The sequence below is a fragment of the Hyphomicrobium sp. genome (assembly GCF_019744875.1).
In the GTDB taxonomy this organism is placed as follows: domain Bacteria; phylum Pseudomonadota; class Alphaproteobacteria; order Rhizobiales; family Hyphomicrobiaceae; genus Hyphomicrobium_C.
Map to the genome: position 1 here is coordinate 436,754 of NZ_JAIETU010000003.1, position 18,354 is coordinate 455,107.

General features: G+C 63.6%; 19 protein-coding genes. 9 read left to right on the plus strand and 10 right to left on the minus strand.

Features of this window, described 5'->3' with window-relative positions:
• Positions 1 to 226 precede the first annotated feature (226 nt).
• Both K2Y42_RS08950 and K2Y42_RS08955 read right to left on the minus strand, forming a co-directional pair.
• Complete coding sequence (locus tag K2Y42_RS08950) at positions 227 to 385, minus strand: hypothetical protein (RefSeq protein WP_291151249.1); 159 nt, start codon at positions 383 to 385, stop codon at positions 227 to 229.
• 184 nt (positions 386 to 569) lie between these two features.
• The gene (locus K2Y42_RS08955) at positions 570 to 860 is read right to left on the minus strand and encodes a PepSY domain-containing protein (RefSeq protein ID WP_291151250.1); all 291 of its coding nucleotides are present in this window, start codon (positions 858 to 860) and stop codon (positions 570 to 572) included.
• Between the two features lie 356 nt (positions 861 to 1,216).
• Here K2Y42_RS08955 and K2Y42_RS08960 point away from each other — a divergent pair, with 356 nt between their 5' ends.
• The 3 genes from K2Y42_RS08960 (at position 1,217) to K2Y42_RS08970 (ending at position 3,241) form a co-directional block, all read left to right on the plus strand.
• A complete protein-coding gene (locus K2Y42_RS08960; protein ID WP_291151253.1) occupies positions 1,217 to 1,489 on the plus strand; it encodes a hypothetical protein in 273 nt (90 codons plus the stop codon).
• Positions 1,490 to 1,645: 156 nt separating this feature from the next.
• A complete protein-coding gene (locus K2Y42_RS08965) occupies positions 1,646 to 3,016 on the plus strand; it encodes a DUF2778 domain-containing protein (RefSeq protein WP_291151255.1) in 1,371 nt (456 codons plus the stop codon).
• 102 nt (positions 3,017 to 3,118) lie between these two features.
• On the plus strand, positions 3,119 to 3,241 hold the full coding sequence (locus K2Y42_RS08970; RefSeq protein WP_291151258.1) for a hypothetical protein: 123 nt from the start codon (positions 3,119 to 3,121) through the stop codon (positions 3,239 to 3,241).
• Between the two features lie 142 nt (positions 3,242 to 3,383).
• Here the strand turns inward: K2Y42_RS08970 and K2Y42_RS08975 are convergent, their stop codons facing one another.
• From K2Y42_RS08975 to K2Y42_RS08985, 3 genes are all read right to left on the minus strand, one after another.
• Positions 3,384 to 3,803, minus strand: coding sequence for a hypothetical protein (locus tag K2Y42_RS08975; protein WP_291151261.1), 420 nt, complete (start codon positions 3,801 to 3,803; stop codon positions 3,384 to 3,386).
• A gap of 78 nt (positions 3,804 to 3,881) precedes the next feature.
• Positions 3,882 to 5,054 carry an extensin family protein gene (locus K2Y42_RS08980; RefSeq protein WP_291151263.1) on the minus strand — a complete coding sequence of 391 codons (1,173 nt, stop codon included), beginning with the start codon at positions 5,052 to 5,054 and terminating at the stop codon, positions 3,882 to 3,884.
• 270 nt (positions 5,055 to 5,324) lie between these two features.
• Entirely contained in the window at positions 5,325 to 5,795 is a 471-nt protein-coding gene (locus K2Y42_RS08985) for a hypothetical protein (RefSeq protein WP_291151265.1), read from the minus strand.
• Between the two features lie 297 nt (positions 5,796 to 6,092).
• Here K2Y42_RS08985 and K2Y42_RS08990 point away from each other — a divergent pair, with 297 nt between their 5' ends.
• The 6 genes from K2Y42_RS08990 (at position 6,093) to K2Y42_RS09015 (ending at position 13,537) form a co-directional block, all read left to right on the plus strand.
• The gene (locus K2Y42_RS08990) at positions 6,093 to 6,365 is read left to right on the plus strand and encodes a GcrA family cell cycle regulator (RefSeq protein ID WP_291151268.1); all 273 of its coding nucleotides are present in this window, start codon (positions 6,093 to 6,095) and stop codon (positions 6,363 to 6,365) included.
• Positions 6,366 to 6,551: 186 nt separating this feature from the next.
• Positions 6,552 to 8,741 (plus strand): DEAD/DEAH box helicase, encoded by a 2,190-nt coding sequence (locus tag K2Y42_RS08995; protein WP_291151271.1) that lies wholly within the window; start codon positions 6,552 to 6,554, stop codon positions 8,739 to 8,741.
• Between the two features lie 211 nt (positions 8,742 to 8,952).
• Positions 8,953 to 9,180, plus strand: a complete 228-nt coding sequence (locus K2Y42_RS09000) for a DUF2188 domain-containing protein (RefSeq protein WP_291151274.1) — start codon at positions 8,953 to 8,955, stop codon at positions 9,178 to 9,180.
• 151 nt (positions 9,181 to 9,331) lie between these two features.
• Positions 9,332 to 11,068 (plus strand): CHASE2 domain-containing protein, encoded by a 1,737-nt coding sequence (locus tag K2Y42_RS09005; protein ID WP_291151277.1) that lies wholly within the window; start codon positions 9,332 to 9,334, stop codon positions 11,066 to 11,068.
• A 407-nt stretch (positions 11,069 to 11,475) separates the two neighbouring features.
• Complete coding sequence (locus K2Y42_RS09010; RefSeq protein WP_291151279.1) at positions 11,476 to 11,826, plus strand: hypothetical protein; 351 nt, start codon at positions 11,476 to 11,478, stop codon at positions 11,824 to 11,826.
• Between the two features lie 277 nt (positions 11,827 to 12,103).
• Positions 12,104 to 13,537 carry a M48 family metalloprotease gene (locus K2Y42_RS09015; protein WP_291151281.1) on the plus strand — a complete coding sequence of 478 codons (1,434 nt, stop codon included), beginning with the start codon at positions 12,104 to 12,106 and terminating at the stop codon, positions 13,535 to 13,537.
• Positions 13,538 to 13,621: 84 nt separating this feature from the next.
• Here K2Y42_RS09015 and K2Y42_RS09020 read toward each other — a convergent pair whose 3' ends face one another.
• The 5 genes from K2Y42_RS09020 to K2Y42_RS09040 all read right to left on the minus strand — a co-directional run bounded on the left by K2Y42_RS09020 (position 13,622) and on the right by K2Y42_RS09040 (position 18,187).
• Positions 13,622 to 14,389, minus strand: coding sequence for a GDSL-type esterase/lipase family protein (locus K2Y42_RS09020; RefSeq protein WP_291151284.1), 768 nt, complete (start codon positions 14,387 to 14,389; stop codon positions 13,622 to 13,624).
• Positions 14,390 to 14,463: 74 nt separating this feature from the next.
• Positions 14,464 to 15,609, minus strand: a complete 1,146-nt coding sequence (locus tag K2Y42_RS09025; RefSeq protein WP_291151287.1) for an OpgC domain-containing protein — start codon at positions 15,607 to 15,609, stop codon at positions 14,464 to 14,466.
• A 310-nt stretch (positions 15,610 to 15,919) separates the two neighbouring features.
• Positions 15,920 to 16,747, minus strand: coding sequence for an aminoglycoside phosphotransferase family protein (locus tag K2Y42_RS09030; protein WP_291151289.1), 828 nt, complete (start codon positions 16,745 to 16,747; stop codon positions 15,920 to 15,922).
• 100 nt (positions 16,748 to 16,847) lie between these two features.
• Positions 16,848 to 17,129, minus strand: a complete 282-nt coding sequence (locus tag K2Y42_RS09035; RefSeq protein ID WP_291151292.1) for a hypothetical protein — start codon at positions 17,127 to 17,129, stop codon at positions 16,848 to 16,850.
• 167 nt (positions 17,130 to 17,296) lie between these two features.
• Positions 17,297 to 18,187: a hypothetical protein gene (locus tag K2Y42_RS09040; protein WP_291151295.1), complete on the minus strand. Its 891-nt coding sequence runs from the start codon at positions 18,185 to 18,187 to the stop codon at positions 17,297 to 17,299.
• Positions 18,188 to 18,354: the final 167 nt, after the last annotated feature.

Below are 18,354 nucleotides of genomic sequence, written 5' to 3' on the forward strand. Positions count from 1 at the left end.
TGCCAAAGATACGCGCGACGACTTAAAAAAACGGGTGGCATTTCAATCAAATTGTAGAAGTCAGATTTTGAAACGGCGCATTATAGTTTTTTAAGCAAACCGGGATTGGCGAAACTTTCGAATTGCAGATCTTCTGGCCCAACAAATGCCGCGCGCCGAACGGAAACACCGGCCACACACCGCCGCGGAGCGCGTTTCACCGTCGCGGAAACGCATGTCTCTCCGGTCAAGTCCTGCGTGTCGTGACCGCAAGAACGGCGATCGCCACGACGACACCGACGATCCCGTGCATCAGCGTGCCGGGCAACAGGAAGCGATCGACCAGAAACACGGTGAGCAGGCCCACCGCGAGCCCGGCCAGCAGCCTTGCAAATTGAAACCCCATCGCAGTCGTCCTCTTGAGCGCCGGCAGTCACCGTGACCGCGGACCGCACGGGACTCTAGGGGCGCTCGCACGGCTCCGCAGTTCTTCGCGTGACACCTTTGCCCAACACCAACGAAAGACCCCCGGCTCTGCAGCCGGGGGTCCGATTCACCACTCAGATACGCCACGTCGTCGAGAGACCGCGTCAGTGCTTGTCTTCGACCTCTTCCTTCACGATCGAGCCGTCCACCGGATTGAAGTAGACCTCGACCTCCTTGCCGTCTTTGTTCTTGCCGTAGATCTCGTAGCAGTTGCCGGAAACTTTGAAGACGTCGTGCGTGTAGCCCATGTCGGCAATCTTCTGTTTCATCTGCGCTTCCGCCATCCACGTGTCCTTCGGTGCCGCCGGGCAGTCGGCATCCGCGAGTGCCGCGCCGCTTCCCAGCACGATGGCGAGGCTTCCAATGATTGGCGCGAATGCGGATCTCAGTGTCATCGTTCGATCTCCCTGATTGGCTCCAGCGACGCGTTCCGTCGCTGGAGGGAACGCTTCACCCATCCGCGCGTTCCACGCAAATTCACACAATCAGCCGTCGGACGACTGCCCCACCTTGGTTAACCCTGCGGCGACCAAACGACCCACCGCACGAACGGTTTTTGGGCGGACCAAACATCCTTAACGCCGGAAAGTCCCGTCATTCGGACCTCCACGGCCCGGCTTTTCGAGGATCAACCCAACCAAAAGGTTGCAGCCGCCCGCTCACGTTCACGGTTAGCAGCGGATGGGCTGGCGCGGCGGTCCAGAACCTGGGAGGGTTAGGTCAAAGCCACCCCTCAGACGCGAGATCGATCATGAGTGCTATCACCGGATGGCGCATTCAAGTGCGTCCCCAGTTCTGCGATTCCGACCTCACCACGTCGGTCTTCATCAACGTGCGCATCGCCGATCGCGAGCAGGCGCTCGCTGCAGTGCGCAGCCGCGAGGATGCCGAGCCCGGCGAGAAGGTGTTCGCGGTGCGCCCGCTGTTGCGCGACGAGAGCGGTTCGACCGAAGGCCGTGTCATCCCGTTTTCCGACTACCTCGGCCGGCCCCGCGCCAAAGTGCTCGCCCACAAATCGGGTTAAGCGCACAAACGAAGCCACACTCTCACCCCGAGTCGGGTCATAGAATGGGCACATGGCCACGGAACAGTGGCCGGTGGCTGGGCCTGATTCCGGTTCGGCCCGAGCTTGGCCGCAACCCGGCCTGGAAACTGGCGAGGGAACTGGCGAGGGCAACGCGTGCTCCAACTGACGCTCCTGACGAGAACAGGCGCGACCGCGATGGCCGCTTTTGCGGCCGCGGCGTTGGCGCTTGCGCACGTCGGAGCGGCGCAGGACACGGCCATACCCGATCCCTCTGCGCTCGATGCGACGCGCCCAGCGCTCTCTCATCCCGCCATCAGCGCTGAAACCGCGCGCGCGCGTCCCGCCGAAGAGGAGCCTGCGCCGTCAGCACCCGCCGACGCAGCGCCGAAGTCACCCGCCGTCGAAGCGCTCGCGCCCGCCAGCGAACCGCATGCCGGAGATGCGCCCGCCGAAGGCAGCGGCGCCGCGGACACGCCTGCGTCCGCCGACGACATCGCCGATATTTTCTCCAAGCTCGGCGACCAGATCTACGAGGATTGCATCTTCGATCTCTCCGAAGAGCAGATCAACGTCCAGGCCGCGCTCATTCTGGCCTACATGGACCAGGGCGCCGAGAGCGCCGTCGCCCGCAGGCTCGCCGCCATCCAGATCCAGGCGCCGAAGCTCTCGGCAAAGTGCGAGCAGATGCGCCGTGCGCCCCCGCCGCCGGCCGACTGGACCACCACCACCGAAGCGCAGGAACGGCCGCCGGAAGCCCCGGCGCCCACGGCCGCCAAGCCTCCGAAGCCAGTCGTCGCCGCCGCACCGAAAGTGCCCGTGCCGGAGCTTCCCCCGCCCGTCATTGCTCTGACAGGCAAACAGGTCCCCGCGCAGTGGGACTGCGCCGACGGCGTCGACTACGTCACCATCACGCTCAACGGCTATCGGCGCAAGCTGACGGGCGGAGAAATCTGCAATCCCTTCGAGGATGTCGCGCGCGAAGTCCCCGCCTCGGCCGGAAACTTCCGTCTCGGCTATTCCATCACCAACGGACGTCTGTTCGTCATCTCGGACAATCCCGCCATCAACGGGCAGACCATCTCCTGGGGTCTGTCAGGGCGCGACGTCTGCCGCAACAATCCGGATCCCGATTGCTTCGCCGCGCGCGCCGTGGGCCCGCTCCCGCCGGGCGAGTACGCCTTCGCCGCCGAGAAGAAGCACCGCGTGAGCTGGGGGCCGAAGACCAAGCGCCAAGTGGCCGCGATCTACCTCAAGACGCTCTCGAACAAGGAGCGCTTCAGCCCGGCGCACATCGCCGCCATCAAGAAGCGCGGCAATATCGCGATCCACGTCCGCCTCAAGGGCGAGATGTCGGAGGCCTGCATCGGGCTCGAGCCGAAGGGCTGGGCCTATGTCGCCTCGCTGATCAAGGACGGCCGGGCCACCGGCCTGACCGTCTACATCGACGAGCCCCACCCGCAGATCGCCGAAGCCCCCCCGGTGATCGTTGCCTCCTCGTTCTCCCTGACGTCCCTGTTTAAGTGATCTGAGCGCACGCGATTTCGGCCACCCGGCAGGTCCCGGCAGCAGCGCTTTGAATTTCTGCGCAAGTCGGTCTACAAGGCCCCCTCAACAAGGAGAAAACCCATGCCGACCATGTCCGATCAGCGCCGTAAGCGCATCCAGGCCAAGCAGCGCAAGTCAGCCAACGCCGAAAAGCGCGTCGCCAAGATCGCCAAGCGCGACCGCAACAAGAAGGCCGCGAACTGAGCCGCACGCGGCTCGCCTCGCACGGACCGTTCTGACCCTGATCGTCCGGCATGCGGACGACAGGGCTCGCGCCACCATCCACGTCTGTTGGAAGTCTGAAGCGCCCCGGCGGGTCATAGCGCCCAGCGGGGAAATTAGCGCCCTAGCGGGATGCCACCAGCAGCACGCCGAAGTTGCGGCCGAACACATCGGCCGCCGACCGGCCCTGCGCCCGCGTCGAAGCCGCCGATGCCAGGCGCGCGCGGCGGCCACGCTTCACGCCCCGGTCTGCCACCTCAGCCAGATCCATCTGCGCCGCCAGCACATGCAGCGGGAGAAGCGGTGCGTCGGGGACGAAAGTCGCCGCGCGTTCCGCCTTGGGCTCGCGCTCGACGATGGCTGCGATCTCGGCCTGCCGTTGCTCGGCCCGCGATGGCGGCGAGCTGGCGAGCTGCACCAGATGCGGCGACGCCGCCGCGACCGCCTGAGCCACGATCAGCCCCGCAAGCTGCACGAGAACGCCGCCCAACCCAGCGACGAACGCAACATACGCGATACAGCGATCGAACTTTGTAAAACGCACGTGCACAAGCGGGCTCCTTGCCAGGATCAGGAACGCGCGAAAGGCGGTGTCCGTTCCGTGCCGCTTAAGAGCGACTGGCTACTCGCAATACCCGCGATTGCGACGCGGGATCAGATCGAGATGAAAATGGTTGCGATGGGGATCGTTCGCCTCGGGACCTAGCACAGTGCCGAACGGACCGCACGCCCCGCTGTGAATGGCGCGCAGGAACAGCGCCTCCTTGGTCGGCTTTGCCGGCGCAGCCTCTTTTGCGGTCTCCGCGACTGGCGAGGCGGTCGCTTTCGACGTGCCCGCAGCCGGCGGCGAAAGCGACGCGCGCGTCACGTTTTTCCCAGCCTTTTCGGCCAGATCCGCTTTTGCAGCGACGGTCGTCTTCGCCGCGCGAGCCTCCTTTGACGCGGCTGCTTCCGGCACGGCAGTCTGCACGTCCTTGCCTCCGGCTTTGGCTCGCTCCGCCTTGGATTTCGCCGCCGCGACCGCCTTCGCCTTGGCTTGCGCCTTGATGTCGCGCTCCGTCAGCCCCCAGCCCTTGAGCACGCCGACGACGCGCCCATTCGCGAGGCCGAAACCGCCGATATCGATCGCGTTGGCGAGCGCATGCTGGCTGAGACGCGCATTCGGGAGATTGTAGATGTTGCGGCACGAGTAGCCGGATGCGCCGACGATGCGCACCACCTGGCTGCTGAAGCGCTGCTTGGCCTCGGGCTGAAGCGAGGACTTCGCCCACGTGCCGAGCGCGGCGGCCATGCGGCAGTTCACCTGAACGGGAGGATCGAACACGATCTTCGGATCCGAGCCAACGCTCTTGAGCCGGATCGGCGCAGGCAGCCCGCAAGAGCCCTTCTTCACCGGCTCCATCCATTCGACGTCCGCAGGCGTGCTCGACAGCAGGTGCATGCACTGCTCGCGCGCCCGCGCGACATCCTCGGCGGGCCACTCCTCCTTGATCGGCGTGACCTCAGCCGGCGTGGACGGCTCGCTCGGCGACGACGGCGCAACGGCGCCCGCCCCGCCCGACGCCGGCACGGCCGACGGCGACGCGGCCGCGGGCGACTGGGCCGCGGGTGCAGGAGAAACAGACGGAGAAGGACGCGCAAGCGCCTCGCGGCCAGGAGCCGGAGCGCCCGGCGATCCACCGGGGGATGGCATCTGCGCAAGCGGCGGCAACGCGAACGACAACAGGAGACCTGTCATCACCACGTACGACATGCCCGCCGAAAGGGCCGGAATGGGTTCTTCTCTTCGTATCACGACCGATCCGTCGCCATCTCGAAAAGGGCGCCACCGCGCCAAGGCGCCCACCGGATCATGATACGGTAAGGCGTCTAAGGAACCCTTAGAGCAGTCGAAAAAGTCCGAGATATGTCGTGAACCGGCCGCCACCACCGGGAAGATCAGCCCAAAATACGGGCCCGAGCGGTCAAAGTCTTCGCAAAATGAAGACTGCGAGAATATCGAAAAACATCAAGTTGAACAAGAAGAGCACCTGCGTAAGGATCCCACGCAGGTGCACGAGAAACCTTAGCTCCGCGCGACGACATACTTCTTCGCAAACTTCTGCTTCGCGTAACGGTTCTTGGCCATGCCCTTGCTGGGCGAGGCCTTGATCTCGTTAGGAGAAACAGCTTTTGCGAGCTTTTTCTTGCCGCCTTGCATCTTGGCAAATTTCTTCTTGCCGTTGTTGGCCTTGGCGAAGGTTTTCTTCGCGACGGCCTTCTTGGCTGCGTACCGCTTTTGAGCGTGCAACGTCGTCTTGGAAGCAACTTTGGACTTCTTGATTTCACCAGCATCGGCAAGAGCGCCGAGGCAGCGTTGTGAGAGCCTGGGTCCCACCGCCCGCATGCATTGCCTCACCTCTTGGCTACCCGGTGAGTGCATGCTGCAGTGAGCAAAATAGTCGTCGCGGCACGCCATTTTCACGGCGTGACTGACGGCATACGCATGGTTGGCTGAGAACGCGATCACAAAGACAGCAAATATTGTCGCTCGCATGTCTGTCCTCCTTGATGCCCTGATAGTTCTACAGATTCTCAATGCGTTACCCAAGCCGTAAGTACGAATTCTATGAAATAACTTCGACACCAAGTATAGCCGAAGCACTTTCCTCAGTTAACAGCGCAGCACCTTTGCACGAAGCAAACCCTTATGAATTGCAGTGCCTTAAGATAAATTGATCTGCACACACTCAGACGTGCGCCGGCACCCCAAAAAATGCCGACGAAATCCTTTTGCGATCGCGCGATTAAGAGCCGCACGTAAACAGCAGCGGTTTCGTGCTACGTTGCGAAGATGAGCGAAATCAGAAGCGCGCCGACGCCCCTTCGGCCAGAAGACGATCTCCACATTCCGCTGAACGAGCGCAAGACGGTTGCTACGCTCTTGTCCACCGACTGCCGCTGGCCGTTTGGCGATCCCACGCAGCACGACTTCCATTTCTGCGGAAAGCGCCAGCGCGATGGCAGTCCCTACTGCGAGTTCCACGCCCGCCGCGCCTTCCAGTCCGCGCGCCCGAGAACGGACCGGCCGATGGCCGGCGCCATCGGATTCCAGCGCCTCGCCTGAGGTCTGGTCTGAGGCAAGGGCGCGCCCCGCGGCCTTAACCGACAAGCAAGACTGCGCGGTGCTGCCCGCTGGCGGCGCCACGCAAAACCATATATGCACGCCCCATCAAGCGCCTGCAGCCGTTCTCCACCCGCGCCCCATACTGGGAGCGGGGCGCGCTGTTCCATTTGAAAAGCAACCTGCTCCATGACATTCCCGCCCACTCACCCCGCGCTTGCACGCGCCATCGCCGCGCGCGGCTACACCTCCGCAACGGCGGTGCAGACGGCCGTGCTGGAAGCGGACGCGGCCGGCCGCGACATGGTCGTTTCGGCTCAGACCGGCTCCGGCAAGACCGTGGCCTTCGGGCTCGCGATCGCGCCCACGCTGCTGGGGTCGGAGGAGCGGCTTCCGCAGGCGGGCGCACCCATGGCGCTGATCATCGCCCCGACGCGCGAGTTGGCCATGCAGGTCCAGCGCGAGCTGATCTGGCTCTACCGTGAAACGGGCGCCCGCGTCGTCACGTGCGTCGGCGGCATGGATGCCCGCGCCGAGGCCCGCAACCTCGCGTCCGGCGCGCACATCGTCGTCGGCACGCCCGGCCGCCTGCGCGACCACCTCGAGCGCCAGCGCCTCGACCTCGCGACGTTGAAGACGATCGTTCTCGACGAAGCCGACGAGATGCTCGACCTCGGCTTCCGCGAGGACCTGGAGTTCATCCTCGAGGCGACTCCGCCGACGCGCCAGACGCTGCTGTTCTCCGCGACCATGCCGCACGAGATCGAAAACCTCGCCCGCCGCTACCAGCGCGACGCCATCCGCATCGCCACCACGCGTGGCCACGAGCAGCACGTCGACATCGAGTATCGCGCCATCCGCGTTGCGCCGTTCGACATCGAGAACGCTGTCGTCAACGTGCTGCGTTTCAATGAAGCCCCCGCCGCGATCGTGTTCTGCGCCACCCGTGAATCCGTCAAGCGCATGCACGCCCGCCTCGTCGAGCGCGGCTTTGCCGCCGTGGCGCTGTCGGGCGAGCTGACCCAGAACGAACGCACCCACGCGCTCCAGGCCGTGCGCGACGGCCGCGCCCGCGTCCTCGTCGCAACCGACGTCGCCGCCCGCGGGCTCGATCTGCCGGCCCTCGCGCTGGTGATCCATGCCGACCTGCCGAACGACGCCGAAACCCTGCTGCATCGCTCCGGCCGCACTGGCCGCGCCGGCAAGAAGGGCCAGTGCGTGCTGATCGTGCCCTTCAACCGCCGCCGCAAGGCGGACACGCTGCTTGCGGGCGCAAAGCTTAAGGTCAGTTGGGGCGCCGCCCCCACCGCCGAGGAAATCCGCGCACGCGACCAGGAGCGCTTTCTCCTCGAAAGCATCTTCACCGATGCCGTAACGCCCGACGAGACACCGCTCGTCGAGGCCCTGAAGGCGGCACGGAGCACGGACGAAATTGCATTGGCTCTCGTGCGCATCCACCGCTCGCGCCTGCCCGCACCGGAAGACCTCGCGGAAGATCGCGGACCGCCGCGTCGCGACGACCGCGCCCCGTCTGGCCGCGACCGCTTTTCTCGTCCCGGCGAGCGCCCCGATCGCGACCGCTCAGCAAGCCGCGAGCGCCCGAGCTACGACCGCCCGAGCCACGAGCGCGACGACCGGCGCGCACGCCCGCGCTCCGCCGAAGGTTTCGACAGCGCCGCCCCGCGTGAGCCGCGCAGCCCCCGCCCCCTGCGCGATGATGGCCGCGAGATGGTCTGGTTCACGCTCAGCATCGGCCGCGAACGCAATGCGGATCCGCGCTGGCTGTTGCCGATCATCTGCCGCGCAGGCAACGTGACGAAGTCCGAGATCGGCGCCATCCGCATCCAGGACAATGAGACGCGCTTCCAGGTCGTGGCCGAGATCGCCGACACCTACGCCGAGACGGTGCGCGCCAATCGGCCGAAGGAAGGCCGCATCGCACGCGTTGGCGCTCCTCAGGGCGCAGGCGACGAAGCACCGCCGGCCGACGCGCCTGCACGCGCCCCGCGCGCGACACCGCCGCGCGCAAAGTTCACCGAACGCGCTCACTCTGATCGCGGCCCCTCGGATCGCGCAAAGTCAGAGCGCTCTCACTCGGACCGCCCAAAGTCCGAGCGCACTCACTCGGACCGCACCCACTCAGATCGGACCCACTCCGACCGCGCACCAGACGCCGCGCCGCGCGAGCGCGACAAGTCCCGCTGGCGCGATCGCGCCGACAAGCCGAACCAAGGCTTCCGCAAAGCGGACTCAGCAAAGCCGCATAGCCCGCGGGAGAACGGCCACAAACCGCGTCCCGCGTCCGCTCCCGGCGGCAAGCCGCAATCGAAATACTCGCACAAGAAAAAACATCGTTCGGCACATCAATCAAAGGGTTGATAAGCAAATACGCGATGAATGCTTGATGTGTGCGGCCGCTTGGCTATCATGGCCACTTCGAAGCGAACGCCGTCACGCACCATTGAATGCCAACGTCTTCCGTCGACGTCTTCGAACACCAAAAGCAAGCCATCTGAATACGATTGCTCCCACGAACCGCGGAGCGAAGCGGTATCCCTGCCGCTTCCGCCAACCCAGTTTGGAGGTCGCTATGGCCCTGTACGACGTACACGTCATCCATCAGAACGGCGCCGGCTGGACCGTGAAGCAGCGCTCTGGCGAGTTGAAATCCTACGGCTTCCGGATCCGCGAGCACGCGGAAGCCTTTGGCCGGGCGCTGGCTCATCGCAACAAGGTGGCGCTTGTCGTGCACCACCCCGACGGCCACGAAGCCCGCTACGCCGAAGCCGCCCTGAGCTACCCGGCGCATCTGTCCTGATCCGGACATGAACCGCGTCGCTCATCAGACCAATTGACAGCCCCCGTCGTGTCATGCCCGAATTGCTCGGGGATGACGGGGGCACTGCATGGTATCCGAGTTCCGCACGAGGCTCCGGGACCTGTGCGCGCGCGCTCAAAAAAGCCGGCCGGTGAAGCTCGGCCTCATCGTGGCGACCTATGCGGCCTTCACATTCATCAACCCATTCGGCCTCCAGTCCTCGACCAACCACCTCTCCGAACAATTCGTCTACCGGCTAATGTCGCTTTGGCAGCGCGACGCTGCTGAGCACATCTCTGTCCTGCTGGTCAACGACGCCTCGGCGCGCAAGATCAACGGCGAAAACGGCTATCCGATCACGTTCTCGCAGCATGCCACGGCGCTCAAGCACACGCTTTGCACCGGGCCTGCGGCCCTCTTCATCGACATCACGTTCCGCGGATTGAGGGGAGAGCCGTCGGCTGCATCAGTCGACCCCGCCGAAGGTCAGCAAGAGACACCCATCGATCCGTTGCTGAAGGCGCTCGCTATCCGCCCGTCAGCCGACGATGAATATTGCCGCCTGCCCGACGTCGGCCGCTTCCACCCGTCGACCGCCCCTCAGGTCTTCATGGCGCGCACGCGATCGCACCCACCCGACGACTGCGATCCCCTTTACGGCAAAACGCTCGCAGACGAATGCAGGATCGGTCGCGTCATAGACCAGTTGGCGACCGTCAGCACCCCGATATCGGTCGGCAGTGTCCTCGAAAACGGCGCTTACCAGTTGGTGAATGTACGAGACAGAGACGACGCAAGTGCATCTGCAGGACTCGAACCGAGCCCTGCTCTTGCAATGGTCTTCGCATTCTGTGAGGCAGCAAAGGGAACGCCGCGCGCCGATCTGCCGGGCTGCCGCGATAAAGAAGCTTTGCGCGATCTCCTCGTCAGCAAGACGGTCGAGCCACGTCACACGCTCTACCCCGTCTGGTCTTTCTTCAAGACGCCGACGTACATGAATGACCGCCGCGAAAACGCTTCAGGTGATACCGAAACCGCAGACCGCTCGGTGTTCTCGACATGCAAACTGCAAATGCGCCGCGACGTCGGGCTGATGGAGAAAATCGAGCTGATCTCCCGCGAATTCTGGCAAAGCATTTTTATATTCGACAAGACCAGCGCATTCGAACAAAAGCCCTGCCTTCCAGCCGATACGATATCATTGAATGATCTACACGAGATGGCCGGCTACTGCGGCGGTTCCGAAAGCGCGTGCCGCGAACGCGTTGCCAAGTTCTTTTCAGGGCGGATGGTTTTCTACGGCATCGACGTAACCGGCATCAACGACCTCGTTCGGACACCTGTCGTCGGTTTGATACCTGGTGCCGCATACCATGCAGCGGCGGCAGAGACGCTTTTGAACTACGGCAAGAGCTACCATCGCCAGCCGGACGCTCTGGGTGGCGTCATCGCCTACGATAAGATTTTCGAGATCGTGATCTTCGCCGCTGCCGCTGGCTTCGTGACTCTCATCTTCAGGCTGAGAGGAGGAGGCAGCAAGGGTCGCTACGTCGCAAACTGCATCATCTGCGGAATGCTGACGCTCATCGGTGTCGCCGCGGCTGTCAGCCTGGCACTTGCTTACAGTGCCGGGCTACCAACCCTGACAGCCGTCGCCGCACTCATCGGCATCGCTGCGTACTGCTACCTGATGACCACCACTTTCGTGTTCCGGCTCGATCAAAAGCGCGCGTTCGGATTTCGCGCCGGCCGGCGCATCGCCGCCATGGCTGTTGGCGCCGTCATCGTCGTGCCGATGGCGATCGTCATGACGATGCTCCTGAACTTCCCGCCCGCTAACGTCATAGCGAGCATCGTTTTGCTGGCTCAGCTACCGGCAGAGCCGTGATCCTCTAAATCACCACCTCTACCATTCTCACAAGTTTGGAAGGCTGCCCGCTTTACAATTCACAATCCGCATGATGATCTGACGTGTGCTGATGTGCGGGTGCATTTTTTATGAGCGTTTTCCATCGCCCATTTTCCGGGTTTCGGAACCAGAGATGCAGTAGGCGCTTTTCGCCTTTGTCCACGCTTGCCGTCGCGGCGATGCTGGGAGGCTGCGCCGGCAACGACGGCGCAATGCCCGAGACCGTCGGCTCCGTTCCGGCGCCGGCCACCGCACAGCCCACCTCAAACACCGCCTTTGTTCCTGAAAATGGACCAGCCGCGGCAGCTTCCCCCGTCGTTACGAAATCGCAGGGCGCAGACGCTCCTACTCCAGAAAGGGTTGCCGCGCGCGCGGCTCCGGTCGCCATGAGCCCACCGGCGCCAGCAATCCAGCATTTCACTTCGTTCTTCACGCCCGAGGTCGCCGTGTACGACCGGCCCTACGGCCACATCCAGAAACGCATCCCCGAGAAGTCGCTGCCGCGGGAGGCGATGCGCACAGACGATGGCAGACAAGGCGTGCCGATCTACGACAGCAAAGACGCATACGCGAAGATCCGCTTGGCCGACGGAAGCGCGGGGTGGATCACCATCGACTCTGGCCGCATATCGGCCAGGCCGTGCGAGCTGTCCGATCACAACGTTCGGGCATCTCAGGGCCCGATCGGCGCGGGCGCTACTGACGTGAGCTGCGTGGAGAAGAAAAAGAACGGCTAAAGCGCGCCTCAGCGGGGGGCGTAAGGGGGCAAAGGTGCGGGGAGTTCGTAGCGGGTCAGGCGTGCTGGCGGTCGTGACGCTGAGCTTGGTGCTCAGTGCATGCGGCCTCAATTCCGGCGGGGGCTTCTCGACCGGGTCAATCGTTCCCCACCTCGACCACATCAAACCCCAGAAAAGCGGCCGCGTCTTCGCAGCGGCTCCCGATCCGGCCAACGGCACGACCATGAAGTCCGCCAACGGGTTCGCAATCGTTCGCGATCCGAAGGTGGAAGCCTACATGCAGGGCATTGTGGGGCGGCTTCTCGATCACTGGCATGGCGAAAAGCCCACACGCGTCGGCGTATTCCTCGACTCCGGCGCCACCATCGGGGGCCTCGCCACGCCGTCCGGCGACATCCTGATCCCGATCGGCGCTTTCGATGGCATCGAAAACGAGGATCAGCTCGCCGCCCTCATCGGACACGAGCTTGGCCACATCGTGCTCAAACATCACGAGGACGAGAAGCAGGCACGTGAACTCGCGAAGCTCGGAGAATTCGCGGTAATGGCCGCATTCGCGGTAAGCGCCATAAACAACGGAGAGGTGACCAAGTACGGCAACACGCGCGAGTTTCGCGTGACGAGGCCGGGCGCCGTGCAAGACGACACTCTTCGCGCTTTCGCCGTCCAAACGGCAATGGTCACGCTCACCCAGGATATAATTCTGACCGCTTACTCCCGCGAGCAGGAATACGCCGCCGACGTCTTCGGCTCGACGCTGGCGGGACGCGCCGGTTGGGAACCACGCGCGATGTTGAACCTGACCCAAAAGTGGCACGATGCCGAGGAGGCAAAGCGGCTCGAGAAAAAGGAACTGATGCAAAATGCTGGTCTCGTGCCCGGGATCATGCAGGGCATCGGAGAAATGGCTGCCAGCATCACCGGCACACACCCGAGTGCCGCGGATCGCAGCGAATACGTCGCAACATCACTGCAAACGACGTTCGCCAACGCACCGCCGATCCCACCTTCGACAGAGCCCTACAAAAAAGCCGTCGGCAGTAAAGCCTTCGAACGCAAACGGCAGCTTTGGCGCGACGTCAACACCGCCCACGATTTGATCAAGAAGGGACGAGCGCCGGAGGCGGTCGCGATCATGCGCAAAATCGAGAAGCAGGCGGACTCGAACCACCCCGAAACGCGAATGGTCATGGCGCTCGCGTACAGGACGCTCAACACACCCGATGCAGCAGAAATTTCATATCGCGTTCTGGCATCGGCTGATCTGCGCCAGCCGGGCACATTGACCTTTTACCAGAACCTGATCGACGCCCACGGGATACGAGGCAACTGGGCCAAAGCTGAAGAGGCTGCCGCCGTCGGCGAGAAATTCTACGGCGACAAAATGCTCCCAGACAGGATCGCGTTGCTGCGCATGAAGGGATCAGGCCAACACCCCGCACATCCACAAATCGTCCAGGAGATCGATCTGTTGATGCAAAGGTGCAGGGCATCGGGCGACGATGAACTCGTGAAGAGCTGCAGCGGGGCTTGGTCTGGCCAGAACGTCGATGAGCAATACAAGGTGTGCGGCGGTGTCATCGACGCACTCGCCGGGCTCGCCGGACAGGCGAAATGTACCCCGCAAGATGCTGCGAAAGCCTCGACCGGCGGAGTGGGCAATATGGTACCCAACGTCATCGGCGGGGTTCTGAGCGGAGTGTTCCAGTAGCCGAACGCACGCGCAAAGTGGCCGCGTCAGCTTAACACACACCTGTAGACGGCGGTGCGTCGACCGACGGCGCCCCCGCGTCTCTCACATGTTCGCCTGCGATTTGGTGATTGCTATCTCGGCCGACGGCAGCGCCTTCGGAGGCGTCGCGACCACCGGTTGGGGCTTGTTGGCGGCACCCGGAGGTGCCGGAACCGGCGTCGCAACAAACGTCTCAGCCGAGCGCAACGACTGGGCCAGCAGGTGGCCGAGGCAATCGTAGGAGCGGTCGTTGAGATGGAACTGATCGGACGATAGCAGCGTCGCCGTCGTGAACTGCGCGCTGTCAATCAGGTGCTGCATGATGCGGAACCGCTGCACGACCGGCGCGCCATACTGGGCGGCGACATCGCGAATGGCGGCCATATAGAGCGGGCCGTCCTTGAGCTTCTTGAACCTCGGATAGTACTGCTGGTCGATCAGCACCACATCCACACCCGCCTTGCGGAACTGGTCCATGCCGTTGCGCAGCTGCTCCTTGAACTTGTCGAGCGGCACGCCCTTGATGGCGTCGTTGACGCCGGTCTGCCAGATCACGAGCTGCGGATTGCGCGACAGCACGTCCCGGTCGATCCGCACGATCATATGGCGCGCAAGCTGGCCGCCGACACCGGCGTTGATCACGCGCACCGAGTTCTTCGGCCAGACTGTCCGCAGCTCCTTCTCGAGCCGGGCGGGATAGCTGTGCGCGGAGCTGGATGCGCCCGCCCCCGACGTGCTTGAGGATCCGAGCGCGACGATGGTGAGCGGAGCATCGGTGCGGACGGCCGCGAGCAGCTTCGGAAGCGGCGCTTGAAGCTTGATGAGCTCCACAGGCGCAGTGCAACCGCCGGCGGAGACCGGCGGAGCACCAAGAACACAGACAGCGAAAAGCGAGAGCAGCAGCCCTACGAAGTTGCGAGAGCGGAGCTCTGCGGGCGCAGCCAATGTGCCCCGCGAGAGGACGTGCGTCGTGCCATCTGCCATGCGGTCAAACCCATGATCGCGATGCCAGCGATATTCACCGCCCACATCGTCATTTGATTGGAGCCCAATTCTGTGAGGCATATCCAACCAAAAAATGACAGAAGTGTGCCTAATGCAAAGATTTCGAGGGACTTACGGCCGCAGAGCTGAATCACCTCGGCCCACTGGTGTTTGAGCCACGCCGCATTCTTGGGCACGACGGCCGCAACGACGTAGGCCAGGGCAAGAACATGGACGAAGCGCCACGCAGAGAGGTCGTGCTTGCTGATGGAGCCCAGCAGCTCGCGCGGAATGATCCGGTCGTTCGGCAGCCAGGACACCATGACCCACGGCGCTGCGACGATGAAGGCGAACACGAGATAGGCGCTGGCCGGGATCAGGAACTCGGCGCGGGGGCGTGCCTCCATGCGGCGCACGAGCACCGAGACGGCCGCGCCGGTCGTGAACAGAAGCTGCCAGGCGAACGGATTGAAGAACCAGCCCGTGGTGCGATGATGGGTCGGGAAGTTCAGCCCCGTGGACGTCGACAGGAACCAGATCGCGACCGAGATGCCGAGCGCGAGCGCCACGCTGCGGCGAAGCAGCATGATGATGACGGGCAGCCAGAGCATCAACACGACGTACATCGGCAGGATGTTCATCATGTTGGGCTGGTAGAAGAGCGCGAGCGAGGACGCGAGCGTGCGGACCGGGTCGAGCGCAAGCTCGGCAATGGCGATGTTGTTGATGTAGGACGCGTTGTTGAACAGGCGCGCCGCCGAATAGAGCATCAGCGCCGAGACCACGAGCACGCCGAGATGCCAGACGTAGATCTCACCGGCCCGCTTGCTGGCGCGCTGGAACGTAGCGGCGAACCCGCCCTTATCGGCGGTCGACCAGTAGGCAAGACCGGCTGAATAGCCGGCCAGCAGAACGAACACCTCGCTCGCGTCGGCGAAGCCGAAATTCTTGAGCGTCACCATGGCCCAGCTGTTGTCGGGGATATGATCGACAAAAATGAAGATGAGCGCCAACCCGCGGAAAAAATCGATCCGCAGATCACGATCTTTTTTGACGATCTCACGCATGGCAGCGCAATGGTCCGGTTGCTGGAGCTGCTGAAAGGATCGCTGGTTTCCGCGGTCCGCCATCTAAACCCGATTGAAGCCCATTGGTTTCAAAAGGACATAAGTGCCGGGTCGATACGCGGACCCCAGAAGGGCTAAGTGACCTGGACAGCGCTTGTTTCATTTGATTCGGAATGAAAAAGGGCGCCGCCGGGGTTCGTGAGGTTAATGCCGTCGGAGGCTACGAGTCCCCGATCAGGCCACCATCGGCGATTGTCGATGAACTGAACCTGAACGCCGTGTCGGGGCCGCGTGGGTGCCGGGAATCGTCCTAGCGCGCGAGTTCGGCTGCAGCCAATGCGGCGATTTGGAAATCGACGCTCGCTTCATCCCCGTCGCCGATCAGCCAGGCCGCCGAAAGACCGCTGTACGCCAGGATCCAGCTCAGCAGCCGCTGACGCTCGAGCCCGGCTTTGGCGACCACAATGTCGAGGCGCTGCCTGAAGCGCTCCGGGTTGACGGCTACCGGCTGGGAGGGATCGTCCATATCCGGATTGCAGAACAGGTTGGCGTAGTCGAACGCCCGGTCGCCGCAGAGCCGGTTGGGATCGATCGCCAGCCACCCGCGTTCGGGGCCGAAATCGAGAATGTTGTCGTGATGGATGTCCCCGTGCAGGGCGCCGATCTCACACTGCGCACTGAGCAGCCTCTGCGCAGCATCAGCCGACTGCGCGAGCAAGCCGCCGTGTTTCGCCGCCGCCGGCCAGAGCGCGGCGAACCAATCGTTCAGGGAAATGAGGTCGGGCAGCGGCGTCCTGCGCGGGGCATGTAGCTCGGCAATGACATCGCAGATGATCTGTGTCGCCTCGTCGTCCTGGCCCGAGCGCGCCATGGCCGCAAGCGACCTGCCGCCCTCCGCGCGCTCGATCAGCAGCGCATCGCCCTCCGCTTCGTGCACGCGCGCTGCCCCCTCGCCGTCCCACCACGCGAGCAGCACGCCACCGTCTTTGGCCTCGGCGTGGGTCGCGATGCGCAGCATGGCCGGTTCGTCAGCCTGCCGCACCGGCAGCAGCCGCGCGGCACGCGTGACGATCTCCTCGCCGTCCGCTTCGAGGTTCCAGCGCGTAAGATAAGAAGCATAGGGCGCCGCATTGGCCACAGCCGTATGGGCTGGCGACGCGTCGCGCGAAGTCGGATCGCTCATCGTCCCTCGATGCTCGAAGCACGGCGCGACGCGAAAATGCGAAGCGGCAACCGTCTCACCTCAGCGGCACAGCGCGCTGCCCGTCGAGCCATTTGGCGATGATGGTCCGGTCGTGGAATTCGATTGCTCCGCAGTTTTGGCACACAATCATCAGCACGTTGAGCGTCGAGCTTGACGAGCAGTCCTGCGTCGCGCCGCGCTGACAGCTCAACGTATGAACGTCGAGATCGCATTGCGACCGGAAGCGCCCACACACCGCACAACTCGTCAGGTGCTTGCCGAAGAGAAACCGGTCGACGTCGGCTTTAGTGATATCGCGGGTCAGCGTATCTTCCATAGCCACTCTCGTGTTTTTTTGCGTTTCCTCAATGAGAAGGTGCAATGACGATAGACCCGCATCGAAAGGCGGGCAAGATTGGCAAGGCCAATTTCGCGCTGCAACATCATGGGTTTCCGCATGCGATTGCCGTGAGCGCGGCGCCGGCGGCTCCTAAGCGGCGACGATCAGTTGCCGCCCACGCGCCTGATCTGCGGCACCGGCGTTTCGTCCGCGCTTTTGAGCGCAACCGTTGCGGCGGCGGCCCCGCGCCCGGCTTCGACCTGGATTTCCGCAGACTTGATGCAGATCGCCATCCGCTCGGGCTTGAACGTCTGCTTGATTTCGAACTGACCCGCGTCGTCCTTCACGGTCACGTTGGCCTGCCCTTGAGCCAGCTTCTCCACTTCGGCCTTGCCGCCGAGCCGCGCCAGATCCGCTTGCTTGAGCCTGTATCTGACCGCTCCCGCCCGCACGGTCTCACGCACGAGGAAGTATTTGCTGCCGGGCTTCGGCTTCATGTTCGCCTGGAACAGATCGACGATCTTGTCGGCGACGCTGTCGTCGATCACCTCCCCCACCATGTCCTCGACCGTGATGTCGACCGTCATGGCCTTCTTGTAGTCGGCCGAGCCCGACGCCGTGAGACCGGGCATGACCTTCTTGAGCAAATCGAACGACAGCCCCGCGCTCGCGTTCTGCGTATCGGAAAGCGCGTAGTTCGAGATCGCGACCTCGCGCTTGAAAGCGCCCAGCGCCTGGATGGCGGGATCGGTCGTGAAATCCTTGACGCGATAGTAGGTGCCGTCTTTTTCGAGGCGGTAGATCGAGCCTGCGGGATCGAACCCGTTCGGAACCAGCGGACACTGATAGCCCTTCGGCACGCCGGGCACGAATTGGCTCGTCACGCTGTCGGCTGAGGGCTTGATCGAGGCCGTGTCCATGCCCGAGATCGTCTCGCCGCAACCGGAGGCAAGCGCGGCCACGCCGCAAAGCCCCAGCACACGCGCGCCGCGCAAGCCAAATACCAGCACACCGTGCAAGGCCCGCAAACGCGCTCCGCGTAAGACCGTCCGCATGTTGCAGCTCTCCGTCCCAGTGGCCGCGCCTCAGCGCAGTCGATGGAAGGAGTGGTACCAGCCCCTCCGCACACCAACAATGGCGCGCAAGCCGATTGAGCCGCGCTCCGTGTGGACATCGTCGGCATTCATCACTTTCATAGCCGAGGTGTTACACGCGCAGCGCA

Coding starts and splice junctions, on each gene's coding strand:
- K2Y42_RS08950 (WP_291151249.1), bottom strand. CDS start 385: ATGGGGTTTCAATTTGCAAGGCTGCTGGCCGGGCTCGCGGTGGGCCTG.
- K2Y42_RS08955 (WP_291151250.1), bottom strand. CDS start 860: ATGACACTGAGATCCGCATTCGCGCCAATCATTGGAAGCCTCGCCATC.
- K2Y42_RS08960 (WP_291151253.1), top strand. CDS start 1,217: ATGAGTGCTATCACCGGATGGCGCATTCAAGTGCGTCCCCAGTTCTGC.
- K2Y42_RS08970 (WP_291151258.1), top strand. CDS start 3,119: ATGCCGACCATGTCCGATCAGCGCCGTAAGCGCATCCAGGCCAAGCAG.
- K2Y42_RS08985 (WP_291151265.1), bottom strand. CDS start 5,795: ATGCGAGCGACAATATTTGCTGTCTTTGTGATCGCGTTCTCAGCCAAC.
- K2Y42_RS08990 (WP_291151268.1), top strand. CDS start 6,093: ATGAGCGAAATCAGAAGCGCGCCGACGCCCCTTCGGCCAGAAGACGAT.
- K2Y42_RS08995 (WP_291151271.1), top strand. CDS start 6,552: ATGACATTCCCGCCCACTCACCCCGCGCTTGCACGCGCCATCGCCGCG.
- K2Y42_RS09000 (WP_291151274.1), top strand. CDS start 8,953: ATGGCCCTGTACGACGTACACGTCATCCATCAGAACGGCGCCGGCTGG.
- K2Y42_RS09010 (WP_291151279.1), top strand. CDS start 11,476: ATGAGCCCACCGGCGCCAGCAATCCAGCATTTCACTTCGTTCTTCACG.
- K2Y42_RS09015 (WP_291151281.1), top strand. CDS start 12,104: ATGCAGGGCATTGTGGGGCGGCTTCTCGATCACTGGCATGGCGAAAAG.
- K2Y42_RS09025 (WP_291151287.1), bottom strand. CDS start 15,609: ATGCGTGAGATCGTCAAAAAAGATCGTGATCTGCGGATCGATTTTTTC.
- K2Y42_RS09035 (WP_291151292.1), bottom strand. CDS start 17,129: ATGGAAGATACGCTGACCCGCGATATCACTAAAGCCGACGTCGACCGG.
- K2Y42_RS09040 (WP_291151295.1), bottom strand. CDS start 18,187: ATGCGGACGGTCTTACGCGGAGCGCGTTTGCGGGCCTTGCACGGTGTG.